Origin of the sequence: Acinetobacter sp. YH01018 (assembly GCF_013420295.1) — a bacterium.
Classification (GTDB): Bacteria; Pseudomonadota; Gammaproteobacteria; order Pseudomonadales; family Moraxellaceae; genus Acinetobacter.
In genome coordinates this window covers 1-19,464 of the sequence record NZ_VOYL01000050.1, presented here as the reverse complement: position 1 = coordinate 19,464, position 19,464 = coordinate 1, and the positions used below count along the sequence as shown (strand labels likewise).

Below are 19,464 nucleotides of genomic sequence, written 5' to 3'. Positions count from 1 at the left end.
AAACATTTAGAATATTAAGTGAACGCTATCGAAATAGACGGAAAAGATTCGGTTTACGCATTAACTTAATCGCTGCACTGGTAAACCGGATAAATTTTCAATAATGACTTTCGCAAGAGATCTATTATTTATTTTTTCTTAATTTATGTGTATTAAATGCTGGTATCCTCTCTTTCTTAAATTATAATTCATAAGTTGAGTTTTTATATAGGATTACATCTATGCCTGATTCCAACCTCCCTAGTTCAGACACTGCACTTTTAAATGTCCTAAAAATTATGGAGCCATTGGTATCTTGGTTATTAAAATCGGGTGTAGGCTATAGCGAATTTTCTCATGCTTTAAAATCTGTGTTTTATCATGAAGCTGAAAAAGAATTAGAATATTTACAACAGAAAAAAACTGACTCGTCCATAAGCTTGTTATCTGGACTCAATCGCAGAGAAGTGAGTACATTTAAGCAAAGGTCTTCTGAGCAAGCTCATCATAACCATTCTCCCCCAAGCCCAAGCGTACCTGCGCGCATTGTGACTTTATGGATTCAAAAAAATTGGCATAAACAAATTGCTTTCAGTGGGCAAGATATCAGTTTTGAAACCTTAGCCAAAGAAGTTTCTCAAGACAAACATCCACGTGCAATGTTACTGGAACTGCAACGTTTAGGTTTAGTAACTGAATTAGCCAATACGGTTATTTTACATACGGAATCTTTTACCCCCAGTAATAGTCTTTATGACAGCCAGGTACTTCTTTCTCAGTCTGCATTCGACCATCTTTGCTGTGGGATAGCCAATATTTTCATCACAAAGAATGAATATCTTGAGCAAAGCTTACGAGCAGATGAATTAACCGAAGAGTCTATTCGTGAGCTTAGAGAGTACGGTACTCAGCTATGGCAGGAATATGCTCAGAAAATGTTAAGTAAAGCCGTAGAATGCTCTCAACAAGATGAAGGAAAGGTAGATGCTTGTCACCGATTTAGCTTGGGAATCTATCAATATGATGAAGACATTGATATCAAAAAAAAATAATATGTATTTCTTATAAATAAAAAATATTAAATTAATATATTGTCATATTGTATAATTATTGTGGTGTAGTCTAACAATCCTAAAGGTATAAAATTTTGAAGTTAAGCAATTTGTCTCTTTACTGTTTTATTCCTTGTGTTCTATTAGGATGTGGCGAGGGTGATTCTTTTTCGGTTGGTGGCGTTTCTTTAGGGGGTACAGGGCTGCCGTCTACAGGTGGTAATCCACCCATACTTAGTTCACCGATGCCAGCAGAGGGAGAAATATTGCCAGATGATAATCCATTCATTTTATGGTCGAGTGGTGCCATAGAGAAAACCTGCGACCAAATTAACCTTAAAATGCAATTAATCGATCTTGAAACAGGCTCTATACTGGAGACTCAGCAAGGCATTCCACTGCATCCCAATCCAGAAGAAAATATTGCTGTCACGATTCAAGTCACCAATAACAATTCGGGAACAACAACGGAATATTTTGAAAATTGTCAGCCTTCTATTCAGATCATAGGACAAGATGGGCAACAACTAGCAACTCATGATAACTTCGAATGTGCAGCCAATGATCTAACACTCGCGCATAAGCCACAAGAGTCAGCGACTTATCAGTACAAGTTTAATTTACCGAATGAACCAACATCCTGGAGTTTAAACTATCATCATATTTATTCTCTGGAACAAAACGCAGCATTTACCGAACGTAAATCTTGTGACATATCCTATCCATTGAATGTGGATATTTGACATCCTCGCCTCTTTAAACTGAGGCGAGTCCTACTTAGACGTTTACGCCCAAACACAAGCACGTTTTTTGCAGGATTTAAATCACGCTGTTATCCTAAAAATGAGGCTATTTCTTCTGCCACTGCCCTAGATGTCCGGGAAACACCGACCAGCGTTGCCGAAGCAGCACCGGTCCATTCTCCATAACCCACCAGCCATAAATTTGGTACCTCAACCGAACGGCCGTTCTGAACCGCGATGGTCTGGTCCGGCTGGATAATTCCGAGGCTGCTAAGATGATTCAGTGCTGCTTTAAATCCGGTACACCAGATCACTACATCCACTTGGGCTGTGCTGCCATCTTCCCAAATCACGCCATGTTCTGTAAATGCCGAAAATGGCCGTTCGCTATGTAGCACACTACGTGCACGTGCATCCTTGACCGAATCGATCATGACAATATCCCCCAGACCACCAATCGGCTGCTCGATCTTTCTGCCCTCCTGCTGGGCTTTCAGGCGCTCGGTCGCCCTTAAGAACAGGACACGGCCATCGACATCATCCGCCAGAAACTGCGGCAGTGTCTGGGTGATCCAAAGCGTTTCGGCCACCTGAGATACTTCCGCCAAGATTTGTGCACCAGAGTTACCGCCACCCACCACCATGACTTTCTTGTTTTTAAATAACTCAGCATTTTTATAATCTGCGGAATGCAGTTGCACGCCCTGAAAATGCTCACGGCCGGCATACTCAGGAATAAACGGGTGACTCCATGTCCCTGTAGCACTCACCACCGCTTTGGCTTTCCAGCATCGTTCACCAGCATAGACCTCTAAATATGTCCCCTGGTTTTCCACGCGATCCACATGCACGGGACGAACTATGGGAAAGTGATAGCGCTGCTCATAGGCGGTCAAATAGTTAATCACTTCATGACGGGTCGGATAGGTCTGTTCGGTCGCCGGCATCATCCAGCCCGACAGGGAGCTCCAGCTATTCGGGGAGAAAAGACGCAAGGACTCCCAGGCATGCTGCCAGGCACCTCCAGGCTGAGGCTGATCATCCAGGATGATAAACGGAATGTTCTTACGCTTTAAGAAATAGGCCGTGGACAAACCGGCCTGTCCACCACCGATGATAATCACATCTGTTTCGATCTGTTTTGTGTCCAAAGCCTTTTCCCCTTGCATTTTTCTGTTGTTCTTGATGCAGCATCCCGCTTTTGCAGCGGGTTTCTGCTGATTTCTCTGATTGACAGGACAAGCCTGAATTCAAGCAAATCTGGCCTTACAAACTGCGCTGATTCACCCGTTTAGAGAGTTCTTCCGCAGATTCCTTACGTTCCGAATAACGGTTGGTCAAATAAGCACTTTGCCCACGGGTCAACAAGGTAAACTTATACAGTTCTTCCATCACATCGACAATGCGATCATACAAGGACGACGGTTTCATGCGTCCCTCTTCATCAAATTCCAAAAAGGCCTTGGGAATGGAAGACTGGTTCGGAATTGTGATCATACGCATCCAGCGCCCCAAAATGCGCATCTGGTTGACGCTATTAAAAGACTGCGAGCCGCCGCTGACCTGCATCAGTGCCAGGGTTTTGCCCTGTGTGGCACGAATGGCTCCAGCTGCCAGCGGAATCCAGTCAATTTGTGCCTTAAAGATCGAACTCATCGAACCATGCCGCTCTGGTGAACACCAGACCATGCCTTCGGACCAAGCCAGCAATTCATGCAGTTCCTTGACTTTAGGATGTTCCAGATCGCCATCTTCAGGCAACGGTAATCCTTTGGGATGAAAGATTTTGACCTCACAGCCAAAGCATTCCAGAATACGGCCGGCTTCCATCACCGCCAGGCGACTGTACGAGCGCTCGCGGTTTGAGCCATACAGCAATAACATCCGTGGTGGATGGGCCAGCTCTTTGGCCTGCACCTCGGCAAAGGTAGGCGTTGGCAAAAGATCAGATTCAAGATTTGGGAGAGTCATATCAGCCTCTTAAGAATTGGGGTAATATTTTTTCTTGAGCCACAAAGATACGCTGACCAGCGCAATCAGTACTGGCACTTCCACCAAAGGCCCAATAATGGTGGTAAAGGCAATCGGCGAAGCCAAACCAAAAGTGGCAATCGCGACCGCTAGGGCTAACTCAAAGTTATTGCCCGCCGCGGTAAAAGAGATTGCAGTGGTTTTCGGATAGTCATTGCCCATCCATTTACTCATAAAGAAGCTAACAAAGAACATCAGCACAAAGTAAACTGTCAATGGAATCGCGATGCGTAACACATCCATCGGCAAACTCACCACATCGCCACCTTTCAGGCTAAACATCGCCACAATGGTGAACAGCAAGGCCAGTAAACTGAGCGGGCCAATTTTTGGCAGGAATTTCGTTTGATACCAATCCAGACCTTTGGCTTTGACCAACGACAAGCGGGTCAGGAAGCCCATCAGAAACGGAATGCCCAGATAGATCAAGACGGCATTGGCAATGGTCCAGAAATCCACATGGATCACATGCCCTTCTACCCCAAAGAATGGCGGCAAATAGGTCAGGAAGAACCAGGCATAACTACTAAAGAACAGAATCTGGAAAATACTGTTAAAAGCGACCAGCGCCGCACCATACTGGTTATCCCCACAAGCCAAACCATTCCAGATTAGCACCATGGCAATACAGCGCGCCAAACCAATCAAGATCAGACCGGTCATATATTCCGGATAATCGCTAAGAAAGACGATGGCCAGCACAAACATCAGTACCGGGGCAATCAGCCAGTTCTGGATCAGGGACAAGGCCAGAGTTTTTTTATCCTGAAACACCTGTGGCAGTATCGCATAGTCGACTTTGGCCAATGGAGGATACATCATCAGGATCAGGCCAATCGCAATCGGCAGATTGACCGAGTTGATGCTCATGGCATCCAGTGCTGTCGATGCTTGCGGAAAAAACACCCCAATCGCAACACCCAATGCCATGGCCACAAAGATCCACAGGGTCAGGTTACGATCTAAAAAGGACAATCCGGGTTTAGACATGATCTGCTCGATTAAAGATGGGAAATTTGATTGATTGCAGCAATAAGCTCAGGACGGATCATTTTTTCGATATCCAAGGCAAATAAAGCATCCAGACGTTTATTGATGTGCTCTACCGTAGTCAAAAATGCCTGGAGTTTTTCTTCTTCAGCTAAGTCCAGGTGTGAAGGATCAGACAGGCCCCAATGTGCCTTGATTGCGCCCCCCAGATAAAGTGGGCAAGCTTCCTGTGCAGCTGAATCACAGACGGTAATCACCACTTCAGGCTCATATTGCTCACAGGCATCAATCGCTTTGCTGGATAAACCTTCAGTGGATAAACCCAAATTTTGCAAAGTCTTAATCGTCAAGGGATGCACCTGACCGGAAGGTTTGCTACCAGCACTGTAAGCCACCCAGCCTGCTGGCGCACGGCTGTTAAATAACACTTCAGACAGAATACTGCGGCAACTGTTGCCCGTGCACAAAAACAAAAATTTCATGAAAATTTACTCGCAATGGCTCTGAATCGACAGAGCGAAAGGATTAAATAAAACCGGAACATCACTACGTTTCAGCACCTCCAGAATTTCAAAACACCAGGCTGGTAATTGCGGATTGATGCTGTAATACACCCACTGGCTTTGCCGACGATCATTCAACAAGCCACAAGACCGTAACAAGGCCAGATGACGTGAAATTTTCGGCTGGCTTAACTGCAGTTTATCGGTCAGATCACAGACGCATTGCTCTTTGTTTTTCGCAATCAGCAGGACAATACTGAGACGCGTTTCATCAGATAAACATTTAAAAAACTGAACGTGGTCCATAGCTGCTCCCATTCTGTTATTCAAATATATACATATCCATATATATAGTAAATAGTACAAGTTAAAAATTATAAAGGAAAGATTATAATGTGGTTTGAAAGAGGTCAATTTAAAAAATTGTCCGCTTTTCTCGGCTGTGTTATGAATAAAGAAAATTTTAACGATTAGAAAATTTAAGGAATATCGAATGACTGATAAAAATATTTTAGTGCCGATTGACGGTTCTGATCAGGCACTTGCAGCAGTCAGAGAAGCCGCCATTATGGCAAATGCCCTGGACAGCAAGCTGATTGTCATCAGCATTGTTGAAGAAAATCCGTTTGCCAATACCGATTTTTATTACTTTGGTGCAGATGCGACGACCATGAAAGCATTTTTTGATGAAGCGTGTGGTAATGCAACAAAGGCCTTAGCAGATGCACAAAAACTTTCGGTCGATTCAGGTGCACGTGAGGTTGAAACAAAACTCGTTAAAGCTGAAGTGTCTGCACAAACTATTGTTAATGTCGCTGAAGAACTTGCTGCTTCGCTGATTGTGATGGGATCACATGGGCGTAAAGGCATCCAGAAACTAGCTTTAGGTAGTGTGGCTGAAGAAGTATTAAAGTTGTCCCAAGTACCCGTATTAGTCGTTAAGCAATAACTGACCTGATTTCGGTTCACGCCATAAAAAAACCAGTAGTCTGAGCTACTGGTTTTTTTAAAAGAAAATGCATTTAGGGCTTATTTATTTTTCTCGATCAGTTCCGCGACAGCCTGAGCTTCCAGAACTTTACCACTCGATACGATTTTATTATCAATCATCAGCCCCGGAGTGCTTAACAAGCCGGTTTCGGCAATCTGCATCATATCGGTAACATATTCAATATCCGCTTGCACACCGGTAGTTTTGACTGCTTCTTCGGTTGCAGCCAACAGTGCTTTACATTTACGGCAACCTGTACCTAAGACTTTAATTTGCATCTCTTATTCTCCACACGTTTTATAAAAACCAGTAACCTAAAGTATTCAGGCTATAGCCAATAATCAAGATTCCCACAAAAATAATACCAACAAACAGGCTCAATAAGCGGGTTTGCACCACTTGCTTTAACAGGATTAGGGATGGCAGGGAAAGTGCGGTGACGGCCATCATAAAGGCCAAAACCGTCCCCAAACCTACACCTTTCGCTACCAAAGCTTCAGCAATCGGCAAGGTGCCAAAGATATCCGCGTACATCGGTATGCCTACGATTGTAGCAATCAGCACAGAATACCAGTGTTCCTGACCAAGCAAGGCGGTAATCCACTGTTCAGGAATCCAGTTATGAATTGCCGCACCAATCCCTACCCCAATCAACACATACATCCAGACCTTGCTAAAAATCTCCACCACCTGTTCCCAGGCAAATGCACGCCGCTCTTTCGCGGTCATACTGAAATCTTCATCTTCTCCCGGAATCGCCTGATGATGGGTCACAAACTCAGCCACATACTTTTCCATTTTCAGGTAGCTAATCAAGGAGCCACCCAATACCGCCAGCACTAAACCCAGCAACACATAGACCATGGCGATTTTCCAGTTAAAAATACTGGCCAATAAAATAATTGAAGCCAGATCGACTAGCGGAGATGAAATCAGAAATGAAAAGGTCACCCCCACAGGCAGTCCGGCACGGGTAAACCCGATAAATAGTGGAATCGAGGAACAGGAACAAAATGGGGTAATGGTGCCGAGCAAGGCCCCCATGATATTGGCTTTGATCCCGGTCATGCGGCCTAAAATCTGCCGGGTACGTTCAGGCGGAAAATAACTTTGAATATATGACAGGGTATAGATCAGAACCGAGAGCAGAATAAAGATTTTGAAGACATCATAGATAAAGAAGTGAATACTGCCACCCAGACGGGTTGCGACCGATAAACCGAAGACATTTTCGACCAGCCAGCGCACACCCTCTGACAACCAGGTCATTTTGAGCAGAGCGTTATTCAACCAAGCAAAGAGGGCAATTATTTGATCCATTTAAATCTCCTGGTCTTGGGGGAATAATAGTGCTTGTGTAAATAGAGACAGTTCTTGAGCACGGATGGGATTCAGTGAATAGTGTATCCAGCGTCCGTTTTTTCTGCCTTTAACCAGACCCGATTCAGTCAAACACTTCATGTGGTGAGATAAGGTTGATTGACTAATCGACAGATTCTTGAGTAATTCACATGCACAACACTCCCCTGCCTGTAACATTTGCAAAATCTGAAGACGGGTCTTATCCGTCAAAACCTGATACAGGGAAACCGCTTGCTGATGATCCAATTCCTTTATCCATCAAGGACCTATTTCACCAGTATGTAAATTATATTGATCATCGTCAATGTATTTTCACAAAAAAAGCCCTAATCAAGTTAGGGCTTTTTGCTATCCAAGACGCTTTATTTCAGCCGATTGCCCTGTTCATCAATAATGAATTCACCGTCTTCTTTGGCAAAGGCTCCTAATTGCGGCAAAGGCAGAATATCCAGCACGACTTCGGAAGGACGGCATAAACGCGTTCCGAACTCGGTGACCACCAACGGACGGTTGATCAGGATTGGATGCTGCAGCATGGCTTCAACCAGTTTCTCATCGCTCCAGCTCGCATCATCCAGATTCAGCTCGGCATAGGGATCGACATTTTTACGCAAGACTTCACGAACCGTTAAACCGGCGTCCCGAATCATATTGACCAGCTGATCTTTAGAGGGTGGCGTAAGCAGATATTCAATCACTTCCGGCTCAATTCCTGCATTGCGAATTAAAGCCAGTGTATTGCGTGAGGTGCCACAGGCCTGGTTATGATAAATTTGCACTTTTGGCATTTGATCCATGAGCTTTACTCTTATCAATGAATCATGCCTTTATATATGAATATACGCATATTCGCAATATGAAATACATTCATTTGTAGCATTCACCTGAGAATGAGTGTCTACAAACATTTGACGACGTTTCCAGGTACGGTCATCTCATATTTAGATATTGGATCTGGCTATAGATTTATTCAAATACGCTACAAAAAACCTTAAAACAATAAGTCAGTATTGACCATGGAACTGGAACAACAATAATCATTAAAACAACTTTCGCAGCTCTGCAACTTTACTTAGACTATTAATTTTTATCTAAACAATTGTTTTAAAAATATTTTATATAAATAATTGGTATATTTTCAGCAAACAACCCTTAATTGTTGCTAAACAATTTCATTTTAGCTGCGTGTGATTCATTTTCGGATCAAATAGACCATTGCGCATGGTTCCCTGATCATCCAAAAGTGTGAATTCAATGCGATCAAATTCGGTAGACTGCGGAGCCTGCTCTAAGGGATAGATACGATTCGCTTGTGCAGGCGTCATCATATCCATCTGTTTTGCAACAACTCTGGATTGCTGACCCTGGATCACTTTTAGTCCGGTAAATGAAATATGGTAGGGTGTAGGGTTATGACAAACTAAAAACCTCTGCCCTGCAGATTGTTGTAAGGAAAAGCGTAACTGTGCAGCAATTTGTTCAATATTCATTTTGGCCAAGTTGGCTGGGCGATAGAAAATTTTCAGCTGGGTATTCATCGCCAGATCTAAACGTGCCTGATTTGCGCTGACTAGCTGACTTTGTTCAGGGGGCTTACCCGCAATTTCATAAAGATTGAGCCAATAGACTGATTCACGATCGGCAGGCATGGCATCGCCATTCTGCACAATGCGTATTGCCTGTATACCCTTAGGGTTCATCTTAAATATTGCCGGCAATACTACAAATGGGGCTTTCGCGAGATCCAAATTACCCGCACCATCATCTACCCACGTTTGCACAATAATCGGATAGTCATTGCTATTGGCCAGTAGCAAGGATTGTTCCCTGCTCTGTTCTGCATAAATGACCCGGCTAGAGGCAGGCAAAATACCAGCCTGTACTACACTGTAAGTAAGTAAATAATACATACAACATAAGCTCAAAATAAACTTCATTGTATTTTTACCAGCACATGGGCAGTTGAATACACCGAACCCGCTGTCACTGTTCCGGCAGAAGGAAGTTTTTTTAGCACTGCACGTAATGGAATATTGGTGGTCTTATCTCCAGAAGATTGGGTAAGTTCTGGAAAATTATACCAACCCGCATTAATGCCACTTGGGTAATTAATAGCATTCCCTAAATAGCAAACATTCGTGCTACCACCTGTTCCGGAAATAATTGGAGCTGTCCAATCACAAGAATAATGTATGCTAATCCCTCCACCAGTATTGGTGGTATTAGGAAAGCCACTACCTGTATATCCGGGCTGTCCGACAAAGTTCATCGGTGTACTGCCACCATCTTTGTAGAGGAAAATCCCCACATTTTTTGCTCGAGCTGCATTGGTAGCATAGTCATCCGAGACCAATGCAGTCACTCCCTGATTGGCATTGACCAATCCTAAAGTTTGTGCCTGAGTATAACTGGCTTGAGAAGCCTGAATCCCGACAGCGAATTGACCAGTATTCAGGCCAGCAGTCACATTTCCCGTACATGCAATCTGGATTTGAAAATCTGCAAATACTTCTCCACCTGTATCCAGATGAGTCGTCGAGGTCGTAGGTAGAGTAACAGTCTGAGTATTAGCTGTGGTCGCCCAGCAGGTATTTGCAGCAGGGACAAGGTAGGCTGCATTATATAAGGTATAACCAAAACCATTCTCAGGACCAAAAAAGTCAAAATGCCTTGAAGAATCTTCACCTGCAAAATCATGGAGAAACTGTACAGGATTATCAGTTGTTCCTGTAAGTTGGTCATCTGCTAACTGAATATATGCTGAGGGTTGACCACATTTATAATTTCCTGACTCCCCCATACCAAGCGTGCCACCTTCAGTAATAAGAGAACAATAATTAGAAAGGTTGAACAATGTGGGAATACCAGCCACTTTAAAAAATTCGACTTGCAGAACAGGAATATGTCTTAAACGAATACAGTACCAATTTTGGGGACATTGAGTTGCATTTTGGACATCCTCTTCCTTTAAATTTACATCACCTCCATCAGGGATCACGGAGATACTTTGCCACGTTCTTGTTAAGGTAACATTCCCCATTTTCTGACGAATGCCAATTCCTTTAAACCATGTATAATAAACATTTGACGCACCGCCAACATCATCAGGATCAACGAGATTATGTCCACCAACTCGATCATCACCATTGGTAGCAACAAGTAACTTAATATAAGTAAGATCACTGGCTTGATCACAACGCCATAAGATCGTGTCAGGACCTACATTTTTAATTTTATATTCTGTTGCAGCAACAGATATCTCTGTGAGCTTAGTCCCTAGCGGTTGAATCGTATTATTGTAAAGGTGCAAATTTCCTATTGGAATTTTTGCTGCAGCATTATCATTCGTACTAGTAGTCTTATTATTATCTGTAGTTGTCGTCTTACCAGTAAGATAGTCAACAAAAAAACACTCTGCCTGTGCAGTAATAGTGATGCCCATTAATAGCATTACAAAAACAAGTTTGAGCAAAATATAAAATTTATCATTCATATTATTCATTCTCTACAGTGCATTGTAGTTGTAATTTAATCAGTGGTTGCTGCAGTTGCTGACGGTCAATATGGTAAGGCAGTGTGCAACGTTGTCCAGCCTCATTTCCCCAATCGAAAGTCAGTGTACCTTGTGGCTGTTCAACGCGTACATAAGCCTGCCCAGCCTGTCCGACCATTCCAATCATTTCACCAGCTTCATTACGGACATCTGCCCCCATCGGAATATTTTGCCCTTCAGCTAACATACTTTGTATCAGCACACTATAGCCATAACGGGTTTTAAAGTTCACTTTGACTGCAGCACCGGCATAGGGTGCAATACGCTGTTCACCACCTTCCAATTCGATATTGCCGGACACCCCTTGCGGGTCGAGGGCAATGGTATTGTAACGATAAGGACTAATACTCGGGACTAAGGCATAACCAAAACGATCAATCCTGTTGGTTGGTGAACTGACAATTTTTGCACCTTTGGCACCTTTGGCTTCAACCAGGGCGAAGGTATCTCCAAGATAAGAACCCAATGTAATTCCACCAGAGTGAATGGCCAGGGCACCACTGGCATTCAGGGAACTTTGCCAATATTGCTGATTATAGGCACTATTCAGGCCCAGCGACATTTTCGACAGCCGTTTGTACAAACCCACATTATAATTTTGATCATTCGACTGTCCGCTGCCATTCATGCCCAGGTTATAGCTCAAGCTATAGTCTTCATCTAAGGCACCGCTAATGCCAACTTGATAGTTATCACTGTCATTGCTGCGATTATAGTTTGCATTCAGGTTCGGCGTCAGCCTGCCGCGGTTGGAACCAAGCGGGAAAGACAGGCTCAGGCCACCAAAGTTGTCAAAACGCTCTTGCTTGACCGAACCACCTTGAAGGCTATGGAGTTTTTGACGGGTATAATTCAGATTGACACTCAGAATACCAAAAGATTTTTGATAGCCGGCTTGCAGCGATGTATCGCGTTGGCGTCCATCCCGATAGTCTTGGGTAGAACCAGATAAATAGAATGAACCATGACTTCCCAAGGGCTGACTCAGATTAATCTGAAAACGCGAACGCTGTAAGTTGTTATAGGGACTCCACGGATTGCCTTGCTCCCAGGCATAGCGGGATCTTAAAATATCACTGAATTCACGATAGCCACTGGTCGAATAACGATAGCCCGCCAGGGTAATCGTGGTCTTGGTAGGTTGCAGAGTCTTACTGTACGTCAGATTGGTCATCCAGCCATCGGTGGATTCCTGTCCATCCATACTTGGTAACTCGGCTCGCGAGTACGTCAAATTGGCACCCAAAGCGCCCAGGAAACTGCCATAAACGCCGCCGACAGCCAATGCCTGATAAGCATCTGCAAACCGTATACCGCCATTCACGGTAATACTGTTGCTGACACCATATTCATAATTGATATCTGAAAAAAAAGCATCATTGGTTTGGTCAAGATCGGTCCAGCCCAGTGCCAGACTATAATTCGACAATCCGGCACGTAGAGAGGTGGGAACCGCCGCATAGGGAACTTCCGTGGAATGCTTTGAACCATCGGCTTCAGTGACAATCACTGTCAGATTGCCATCATAATTGGTCGGATAGAGGTCATTAATTTCAAAGGGGCCAGGAGCCACCGTAATTTGATAGATCTCGATGCCATTCTGTTCAATCGACACTTTGGCATTGCTCTGGGCGATACCACGGATTACCGGAGCATAACCGCGCATCGAATCTGGCCGCATTCGTTCATCTGTTTGCAGACTCAGCCCCTGAAAAGCCAACCCAGACAGAAAACGTCCTGATGTATACTGCTGTCCCAGTATGAGTTGGGATTGCAGTTTATCCACCGGACGTTGCACATAACTGCGAAGATGACGCCAGGTCGTGTCATGCTCATTATTCATGGACAGGTTGGATTGCTGCCGGTATTGCCATTTACCCAGATTGATCCCGCCGTTAAACCCCATAAAGGCAGATTCATTATTGTCCTGATGACTTAAGCGGCTCTGCGAATAATAATAGTTGCCCATATAATTGACAAAGCCAATGCTGCTGCCACTATCCAGATCGGCTGGATTGACATAGCCGCGCGGTAGATTCCTCATAAAACGTTGTGGCACCATGAGATTCAGACGCAATAAGGAAAAATCAAAATGGCTACGACTACCTGTTGCAACTTGGCCAATGGTTAAACATGAGATAGGTTCAGTGATACCGGCTTGTTGTTTACGGTATTCTTCATCCCCCAAAATACCGGCGTGCTCAAGCAGCTCGGTGGATAAACACGCATCCACACCCTGTGCGGCTGCCTGATTTTCAACAAACTGGATACTACGCCGTTCCAGAAAACGATCATTGATGTAGAGATCAACTTTATATAGCCCAGCTTCAATCCGGTCTGCCTGATTAAAGCGTTCAATCATTGCAGTGCTTAAACCGCTGCCTTGAAATAAATGCGGATCAAAAGTATAGATCTCTTTTGTCGTCTGCTTGCTATCCGGCTGTGTCAGTGAGCTACTATTGGTGCTAACAGCCAATGCTTGCTGTAAGCAGATAAAATGAATCATCAGGGATAAACACGACGGTAAGAATAAAGGGATGGTTCTCTCCATGTTTTATCCCTACACAATACTAAGGCTGTTGTACAGGAATGTCCTGTTTAGCTATGGCACCATAATCATTCACATACGTCACGTTCAGTATGCTGTTTTGATCAAGCTTTACTTTTTCAGCGATTGGCCAGGTTGCACTGCTGTATGGAGCAATCATGGCAACAGATTTCGGGTCAATACTATAGCTTTGCTGTTTTACTTTTAATGTCGCAGTCGTCAGGTTGGCATAATAACCCGTCGGATTATTCACAATAACTGAGCTACCTTTGGCATTTTGCTGCAGTTTAAACGTCCATTGTTTGGGCATGGCTTCAACATTACCAACAATGGTTTTAGGACGATAAAAGACTTTTAAGCGGCTATTCAAAGTCATAATCAATTTATTTTGATCAGCAGTACTTTGACTTATGGCAGGAATTTGCTTGAAATTTAGATAGAAGATAGATTCACGATCTTTGGGATGTTGGTAATCACCTGTATAGATTAACCTTGCTGTTTGCCCAACATTGGGATTAATTCTAAAAACTTGTGGCGTTACTATAAATGGTGCATCTGCTGTATCAGGAGTGGATTGATCATTGCCTTGGTCGAGCCAGACCTGAACAAGATAGGGGGTATTGCCTTTATTGCTAAACTGCAATGATTGATCTTTATTCTCTGCATTAAAAATCACCCGTGTATTGGTCATGACGACACTAGCATGCGTTAAAGCTACAGTATTTAAAAGACCCAACAATACAACAGAGATTCTTGTAAACTCGCACATATTTATTTTCATACCCAAGGCATTACATTCTTTTTTCTGTTGTAAAGAATGCCTCTTGCTATATGAAATATCTTATACAGCAAGAAGACAAGTCATTAGTTGTACACAATATTCCAACCTAATACGTGGGAAACTGCACCTGCATCAGCAACACCAGTAGCTACATAACTTGCAGAGAAATCAAGTGATGCTGCGCCACTACTTATTGTAGGCTGAGTAACATATGGTGCTCCACCAAATGCGATCGCACTAGTACTTACACCTTCTCCAGTTGATAATTCAATAGCAACATTAGGTGCAGCTCCAGTCGCAGTGTTGGCTAGAAAATCATTATTTGTCGTGTCATAACTATTGGGAGTTAGCGTCAACGTAATACCACGTGCATCAACAGCAGCACCACAACCCATAATATTAAGGGTGAAATCAGTTTGACCTACTCTATTGCCACTTACAGCTAGTGTATTTTTCTGTACAGTCGGCAATGTGACGGTAGTTCCTGGTCCTCCATTAACAAAAATATCACATGTATCCGCAACCACCTGCCCGGTAAAAGTGATTGTTCCTGAAGTAGCTGCCATCGCCATATTTGCTGCTCCAGCAGCAACCCCAGCAAGTAATAAATGTTTTAATTTCATAAAAATTCCCCTGTTCCTATATATGGTAGATGTACGCGCTGTTATTAAGTGAAAATTAACGAAACTTTTAAATCATTTTCAACAAGATAACACCATAGATGTAGAAAAAAAAGCCTTTTTTGCAGAAAAATAGAGGGCCTGTTAGACTTTAAAAAGAGACTTCAAATATGACTGAACTGTTGCTGATGATTACTATAAAAACTGTCAGGGCTATCAAAATATAGCGAAGTCTGGGTTAATGCTCTTGTCTTGAATAAAAGTATCTCTTAGATTCCAATCTACAGGTAGATTCTTAATAATGATCAGTGAAAACACCAAAATGGCAGAATGTCTGAGTGATGGTTTTATTCAGCCCTCTTGTTCTTGAAACTACAGCCTCTCAAGAATGTCCTGCCAAAACATACAATGTTGATGGGCATAAACGTTGCTTACTATGTAATATGTCTTTGATTGCAAGCGTATACCCGACACCGTCAGTGTTGCACCTTTTTATCACCCTTGAGTCAGCCTGTGGTAAAACCTGCTGGAGTCAGAAAGGCTTCCACGTATGCGACAACAATTTTTCAATCTGGCTGATTTTCTGTGTCGGCACTCTTTTCAATACATCACTCAAATCGGCTATGGATCCAATCAGCACAGTTCCGCTGACTGGATTAAAGGTCATATTGGCAGCGCATGGGCTCGCTGAGCAATGGTCCTATGAAACACTCAGACAGTTTTCTATAGCAAAATCTAAGATCGAATTAGAAATTTACAGTCCATGACAGTTGTGCGGTACGTGGTGCCCCAAGGAACAAATAGTCATCACCGAAGAAACTACCCGCATCTCGCCAGTATTTCTTATTGAACAGGTTATCTATGTTGAAGCGCAGCATATTGTCATAACCATAAGCCCGGAAGTTATAGCTTGTACCTGCATCAAATACGGTATAAGCAGGTACTTTTACGGTGCCTGTTTTGTTGGCATATTTACTGCTGCTGTACTGCATACCGGCCAATAAACGCCATCCCTCTACTTGCGGCACTTGATAAGACAGATGGCTGACGAAGCGGACAGTGGGTACATTTTGAGTTTGATGACCCTGGTATTCAGCTGTTTGTATTTCTGTGAGACGTGAACGGGTAAGTGCCAAAGTCGAGTTCAGATCTAGATTCTGACCTACGCGCCCTTGTAGACCCAGTTCCAGCCCCAGATTATGCTGCTCCCCCTCATTCACATAATAATTGTCTGAGTTGGTATATTGATTGTCTTGGGTTAAATCAAACACTGCCGCGGTAAAGAGTAACTTTTTCCACTGCTGCTTAATCCCCAATTCATACTGGGTGGAATGTACTGGCGCTAAAGTTACGCCAGCATTACCTTCGATACCTTTATCAGGATTACCCAGAGCATACCAAGGTGCCTGTCCACCATCACTCAAACCTTTGGCATAAGACGCATACAGATGGGTGTTTTCCCCAGGCTGATACATCAAGGCCAGCTGCGGCAGGAAGCGAGTCAAATCGGTATCGCGGATGTTGTTGCCATTCGCATTATAAGCACTTTCATTGACATGCAAGAGTTTGCCACCCAGCAAAACGGACCACGCCTGATTGAAATCAATCTGGTCGAGTAAGTTCAAGGCCGTGTGCTGACTATCCAGTGATTTGTAATGATTGCCTAGAGTTCTGTCATTAGGGGGTACGATGATAGGATCACTATAAATATTTCCTGTACCTACCCAAACCATACTATTAGTAGCATCATATTGTGCATGCCGTTTATAGGTCTGTGACAGTTCCAGGCTAAGCGTATGTTGCCATGCTCCAGTGTTGAATTGACCATTGAGTCCAGCTTTAAACTGATTGGTCAGATAGCTGTCATTTGGGCTACGAAAGTCATAAATATCATAGTTGCCATTTTGATCAAAAGTATTGCCTGCACCTGAATATTGGCAAATGCTGCTATAGCAACCCCACGGGAATGCTGAATAATCATCCACCGACACACGGCTTTGCGAAGCACTCAGATGGGTAGTCCAGTTATCATTGATCTGGTGAATATATTTTAAGCTGGTATTCAAACTTTCATTGGTCACCGGTTGGCTCCAGCTTTGATAACCCAGCAAACGGTCCCATTCAATGCCAGTGGGTACTGTTTTACCATCCAGCAACTGATAGCCAGGTACGGAGCGTTGACGTTGGCGCTGTGATTCGATATCAAATTCCAGTTTTGAACGATCCGAGATTTTCCAGTCTAAAGCCAAAGCACCAAACACACGCTTGCCATCGGCATGTTCCACATAAGGATGAATCTCTTCATGTGTCAAATTGACTCGATAACCAAACTGTTGATCTGCTCCAAGGAAACCGCCCAAGTCCGTTGCCACGCGGTTGCCACCATAACTGTCGGCTTCAACAGTAAGTGAGTGAATGTCTTGGGGGCGTTTGGTCACATAGTTCACTACACCACCCGGGGTTGCCATGCCACTTTGAAGCGCACTGATGCCTTTTAAAATTTCGACCTGTTCTTTGTTTTCAAGCGCCACATTTTGCTCACCGCGCAGCAAGTGACCATTGAGTAAATAGCTGGATCCCAGATTTAAGGCAAAACCACGCATAACAAAGTTCGGATAATAGCCAATCGGTGCATAGCCATCCCCTACTGCAGCGTCATTTTTAACTACATCCGTCAGGGTTTTGGCATGCTGATCCGCGATCTGCTCGGCTGTTATTGTGCTGAGCGATGCCGGAATTTCAGCCAGATTTTGCTGGCTAAAACCGTATAAATTCACCTCGGGTTGGTCATAGGTCATTTGTGCAATCACTGTGAGCTTTTCCAGTTGCGAGATCTCATTCTCATTTGCAGCATGTACCCATACCGGGCTTAAGCTTAAGCCTAGACATGAAAATGAACCCGCAGCCAGCAATGCTTTTTGTAAATGAGAAAATGAATACGTTTTCACAGTAATTGTCCAACCCCAAAAGATAATCTTGCAGCATGAATTTGCGGGCATGAGTATTCACAATTTTCTCAAATTGAACAAGCATTTCTACACCATATCCGAGATTTTTTTATCATGCTTCCGATACGGCTTTTTAAACCAGGATTTTGGATTGGGTTTATCCCTCCACTATTCAGATTTAAACTGCAACTTGCTGTGAAAGGTTTACATCATTCATTCAGCCTGTTGAATAGCGCCATACCTGCATATATCTGAGACCTGATTTGAGAATACTGAATCGCCTCGGACCAAGTTTGATTTTGGCCTTGTTTGTCTTTTGATTGGATTTAGCATTAAATCACAAGAACGGTATTGCTTAGCCTGTGCCTTTTATTCAAAGACAACAGGCTATTAGTTTTATTAAAGCCTGCGCTGTAAATCTAAATGATTCAGCTTACTATACTGCTGCTGCATATCATTAAATGCGTCAGAAAAACCAATTAATGAAACTTCATTCACAACCGGTTTAGCATTATGAGATACATTAAACTCGGTTTTTACCTCAAAGCCACGCTTGAACTGATCTATAATGGCTTGAGCGTCACGGTATAAACCCTCACGCGCCTGCAAAACACTATTATTATCTACTTTAAGTAGTGTAATAGAATTTCTTGCATGGTTTATGCCAACACTTAAGCTGTAAGAATCGTTCATACGCATTACCGTAATATGGTTTTTACGCATTGTGCAAATTTTAGTATTTTCACTACTCTTTACCCAGCATTGAATATCCCAGCTTGCACGTCCCAATAACCGATTTTCAGATTTTTCAAGAGAGTCATTTATATGCTGATAATCTACCTGTTGTATTAAATAGCCCAACCGATCATTCTTCATGCTTATAGTTGCAGCTCCTGCCGCATTTGCAATCGTTAAACCTAAAACTGCCCCAAACAAAATATAAGTATTATTTAACATTAGTCTATATAAAAAGCTAAATTTAGCACACTATAGCAAGCTTTTAGCCTTTCACATCTTATACATTAATTTTATTTACTAAATTAAAAATCCATGATCCATTATTTTTATATTATCCATTGTTTTGTCAATGTATGAGATTTAAAGCTAGCGTTCAGATGAAGAGGGTATCTTTTTAATTTTATAGTTTTTAACTTTTACACTAAAGATAATACCTTTAAGAGTGTTATAGGCGGTTGTCTCTCAATCAGGTAAAGGTTATTTTGGAATAAAAAATGCAATAGATCTCTTGCGAAAGTCATTATTGAAAATTTATCCGGTTTACCAGTGCAGCGATTAAGTTAATGCGTAAACCGAATCTTTTCCGTCTATTTCGATAGCGTTCACTTAATATTCTAAATGTTTT

19 protein-coding genes and 2 pseudogenes are annotated in these 19,464 nt (G+C 43.0%); 4 read left to right on the top strand and 17 right to left on the bottom strand.

Annotation, left to right across the window (positions count from 1 at the left end; all coding sequences use genetic code 11):
* From FTT83_RS13535 to FTT83_RS13525, 3 genes and pseudogenes are all read left to right on the top strand, one after another.
* Window positions 1-104: pseudogene (locus FTT83_RS13535) on the top strand (IS5/IS1182 family transposase); the annotation flags it as partial.
* Window positions 105-221: 117 nt separating this feature from the next.
* The gene (locus tag FTT83_RS13530) at window positions 222-1,031 is read left to right on the top strand and encodes a DUF6502 family protein (RefSeq protein WP_180042807.1); all 810 of its coding nucleotides are present in this window, start codon (window positions 222-224) and stop codon (window positions 1,029-1,031) included.
* A gap of 95 nt (window positions 1,032-1,126) precedes the next feature.
* Window positions 1,127-1,774, top strand: a complete 648-nt coding sequence (locus FTT83_RS13525; RefSeq protein ID WP_180176746.1) for a hypothetical protein — start codon at window positions 1,127-1,129, stop codon at window positions 1,772-1,774.
* An 89-nt stretch (window positions 1,775-1,863) separates the two neighbouring features.
* Here the strand turns inward: FTT83_RS13525 and FTT83_RS13520 are convergent, their stop codons facing one another.
* The 5 genes from FTT83_RS13520 to FTT83_RS13500 all read right to left on the bottom strand — a co-directional run bounded on the left by FTT83_RS13520 (window position 1,864) and on the right by FTT83_RS13500 (window position 5,604).
* Window positions 1,864-2,943 carry an ArsO family NAD(P)H-dependent flavin-containing monooxygenase gene (locus tag FTT83_RS13520; protein WP_180174974.1) on the bottom strand — a complete coding sequence of 360 codons (1,080 nt, stop codon included), beginning with the start codon at window positions 2,941-2,943 and terminating at the stop codon, window positions 1,864-1,866.
* A 97-nt stretch (window positions 2,944-3,040) separates the two neighbouring features.
* Window positions 3,041-3,745: an arsenical resistance protein ArsH gene (gene arsH, locus FTT83_RS13515; RefSeq protein WP_180176745.1), complete on the bottom strand. Its 705-nt coding sequence runs from the start codon at window positions 3,743-3,745 to the stop codon at window positions 3,041-3,043.
* A gap of 9 nt (window positions 3,746-3,754) precedes the next feature.
* Window positions 3,755-4,795, bottom strand: coding sequence for an ACR3 family arsenite efflux transporter (gene arsB / locus FTT83_RS13510; RefSeq protein WP_180042811.1), 1,041 nt, complete (start codon window positions 4,793-4,795; stop codon window positions 3,755-3,757).
* Window positions 4,796-4,806: 11 nt separating this feature from the next.
* A complete protein-coding gene (locus tag FTT83_RS13505) occupies window positions 4,807-5,277 on the bottom strand; it encodes an arsenate reductase ArsC (RefSeq protein WP_180174976.1) in 471 nt (156 codons plus the stop codon).
* 6 nt (window positions 5,278-5,283) lie between these two features.
* Complete coding sequence (locus FTT83_RS13500; protein WP_180042813.1) at window positions 5,284-5,604, bottom strand: metalloregulator ArsR/SmtB family transcription factor; 321 nt, start codon at window positions 5,602-5,604, stop codon at window positions 5,284-5,286.
* Between the two features lie 187 nt (window positions 5,605-5,791).
* Between FTT83_RS13500 and FTT83_RS13495 the strand changes: the two genes are divergently transcribed.
* Window positions 5,792-6,247, top strand: coding sequence for a universal stress protein (locus tag FTT83_RS13495; protein WP_180174977.1), 456 nt, complete (start codon window positions 5,792-5,794; stop codon window positions 6,245-6,247).
* An 80-nt stretch (window positions 6,248-6,327) separates the two neighbouring features.
* Here FTT83_RS13495 and FTT83_RS13490 read toward each other — a convergent pair whose 3' ends face one another.
* The 12 genes and pseudogenes from FTT83_RS13490 to FTT83_RS13430 all read right to left on the bottom strand — a co-directional run.
* Window positions 6,328-6,567, bottom strand: coding sequence for a thioredoxin family protein (locus FTT83_RS13490; RefSeq protein WP_180176744.1), 240 nt, complete (start codon window positions 6,565-6,567; stop codon window positions 6,328-6,330).
* Window positions 6,568-6,586: 19 nt separating this feature from the next.
* Window positions 6,587-7,609: a permease gene (locus FTT83_RS13485; RefSeq protein ID WP_180174979.1), complete on the bottom strand. Its 1,023-nt coding sequence runs from the start codon at window positions 7,607-7,609 to the stop codon at window positions 6,587-6,589.
* A complete protein-coding gene (locus FTT83_RS13480; protein WP_086197131.1) occupies window positions 7,610-7,897 on the bottom strand; it encodes a metalloregulator ArsR/SmtB family transcription factor in 288 nt (95 codons plus the stop codon).
* A gap of 116 nt (window positions 7,898-8,013) precedes the next feature.
* On the bottom strand, window positions 8,014-8,448 hold the full coding sequence (gene arsC / locus FTT83_RS13475) for an arsenate reductase (glutaredoxin) (RefSeq protein WP_180176743.1): 435 nt from the start codon (window positions 8,446-8,448) through the stop codon (window positions 8,014-8,016).
* 375 nt (window positions 8,449-8,823) lie between these two features.
* Window positions 8,824-9,561, bottom strand: coding sequence for a molecular chaperone (locus FTT83_RS13470; protein WP_180176742.1), 738 nt, complete (start codon window positions 9,559-9,561; stop codon window positions 8,824-8,826).
* A gap of 23 nt (window positions 9,562-9,584) precedes the next feature.
* The gene (locus FTT83_RS13465) at window positions 9,585-11,153 is read right to left on the bottom strand and encodes a fimbrial protein (RefSeq protein ID WP_180176741.1); all 1,569 of its coding nucleotides are present in this window, start codon (window positions 11,151-11,153) and stop codon (window positions 9,585-9,587) included.
* Window positions 11,146-13,755: a fimbria/pilus outer membrane usher protein gene (locus tag FTT83_RS13460; RefSeq protein WP_180176740.1), complete on the bottom strand. Its 2,610-nt coding sequence runs from the start codon at window positions 13,753-13,755 to the stop codon at window positions 11,146-11,148. Before FTT83_RS13460 ends, FTT83_RS13465 begins: the two co-directional genes overlap by 8 nt.
* Window positions 13,756-13,774: 19 nt before the next feature.
* Window positions 13,775-14,521 carry a molecular chaperone gene (locus FTT83_RS13455; RefSeq protein ID WP_218951855.1) on the bottom strand — a complete coding sequence of 249 codons (747 nt, stop codon included), beginning with the start codon at window positions 14,519-14,521 and terminating at the stop codon, window positions 13,775-13,777.
* 95 nt (window positions 14,522-14,616) lie between these two features.
* Window positions 14,617-15,156 (bottom strand): fimbrial protein, encoded by a 540-nt coding sequence (locus tag FTT83_RS13450; RefSeq protein WP_180176739.1) that lies wholly within the window; start codon window positions 15,154-15,156, stop codon window positions 14,617-14,619.
* A gap of 743 nt (window positions 15,157-15,899) precedes the next feature.
* Window positions 15,900-18,101 carry a TonB-dependent siderophore receptor gene (locus FTT83_RS13440; protein ID WP_180176738.1) on the bottom strand — a complete coding sequence of 734 codons (2,202 nt, stop codon included), beginning with the start codon at window positions 18,099-18,101 and terminating at the stop codon, window positions 15,900-15,902.
* Window positions 18,102-18,500: 399 nt separating this feature from the next.
* Window positions 18,501-19,058: a hypothetical protein gene (locus tag FTT83_RS13435; RefSeq protein ID WP_086197139.1), complete on the bottom strand. Its 558-nt coding sequence runs from the start codon at window positions 19,056-19,058 to the stop codon at window positions 18,501-18,503.
* A gap of 301 nt (window positions 19,059-19,359) precedes the next feature.
* A pseudogene (locus FTT83_RS13430) lies at window positions 19,360-19,464 on the bottom strand (IS5/IS1182 family transposase); the annotation flags it as partial.

Excerpts from the sequence above, each read along its gene's own strand:
- FTT83_RS13530 (WP_180042807.1), top strand. The coding sequence starts at position 222 with ATGCCTGATTCCAACCTCCCTAGTTCAGACACTGCACTTTTAAATGTC.
- FTT83_RS13520 (WP_180174974.1), bottom strand. The coding sequence starts at position 2,943 with ATGCAAGGGGAAAAGGCTTTGGACACAAAACAGATCGAAACAGATGTG.
- arsH (WP_180176745.1), bottom strand. The coding sequence starts at position 3,745 with ATGACTCTCCCAAATCTTGAATCTGATCTTTTGCCAACGCCTACCTTT.
- arsB (WP_180042811.1), bottom strand. The coding sequence starts at position 4,795 with ATGTCTAAACCCGGATTGTCCTTTTTAGATCGTAACCTGACCCTGTGG.
- FTT83_RS13505 (WP_180174976.1), bottom strand. The coding sequence starts at position 5,277 with ATGAAATTTTTGTTTTTGTGCACGGGCAACAGTTGCCGCAGTATTCTG.
- FTT83_RS13500 (WP_180042813.1), bottom strand. The coding sequence starts at position 5,604 with ATGGACCACGTTCAGTTTTTTAAATGTTTATCTGATGAAACGCGTCTC.
- FTT83_RS13495 (WP_180174977.1), top strand. The coding sequence starts at position 5,792 with ATGACTGATAAAAATATTTTAGTGCCGATTGACGGTTCTGATCAGGCA.
- FTT83_RS13490 (WP_180176744.1), bottom strand. The coding sequence starts at position 6,567 with ATGCAAATTAAAGTCTTAGGTACAGGTTGCCGTAAATGTAAAGCACTG.
- FTT83_RS13485 (WP_180174979.1), bottom strand. The coding sequence starts at position 7,609 with ATGGATCAAATAATTGCCCTCTTTGCTTGGTTGAATAACGCTCTGCTC.
- arsC (WP_180176743.1), bottom strand. The coding sequence starts at position 8,448 with ATGGATCAAATGCCAAAAGTGCAAATTTATCATAACCAGGCCTGTGGC.
- FTT83_RS13470 (WP_180176742.1), bottom strand. The coding sequence starts at position 9,561 with ATGTATTATTTACTTACTTACAGTGTAGTACAGGCTGGTATTTTGCCT.
- FTT83_RS13465 (WP_180176741.1), bottom strand. The coding sequence starts at position 11,153 with ATGAATAATATGAATGATAAATTTTATATTTTGCTCAAACTTGTTTTT.
- FTT83_RS13460 (WP_180176740.1), bottom strand. The coding sequence starts at position 13,755 with ATGGAGAGAACCATCCCTTTATTCTTACCGTCGTGTTTATCCCTGATG.
- FTT83_RS13455 (WP_218951855.1), bottom strand. The coding sequence starts at position 14,521 with ATGTGCGAGTTTACAAGAATCTCTGTTGTATTGTTGGGTCTTTTAAAT.
- FTT83_RS13450 (WP_180176739.1), bottom strand. The coding sequence starts at position 15,156 with ATGAAATTAAAACATTTATTACTTGCTGGGGTTGCTGCTGGAGCAGCA.
- FTT83_RS13435 (WP_086197139.1), bottom strand. The coding sequence starts at position 19,058 with ATGTTAAATAATACTTATATTTTGTTTGGGGCAGTTTTAGGTTTAACG.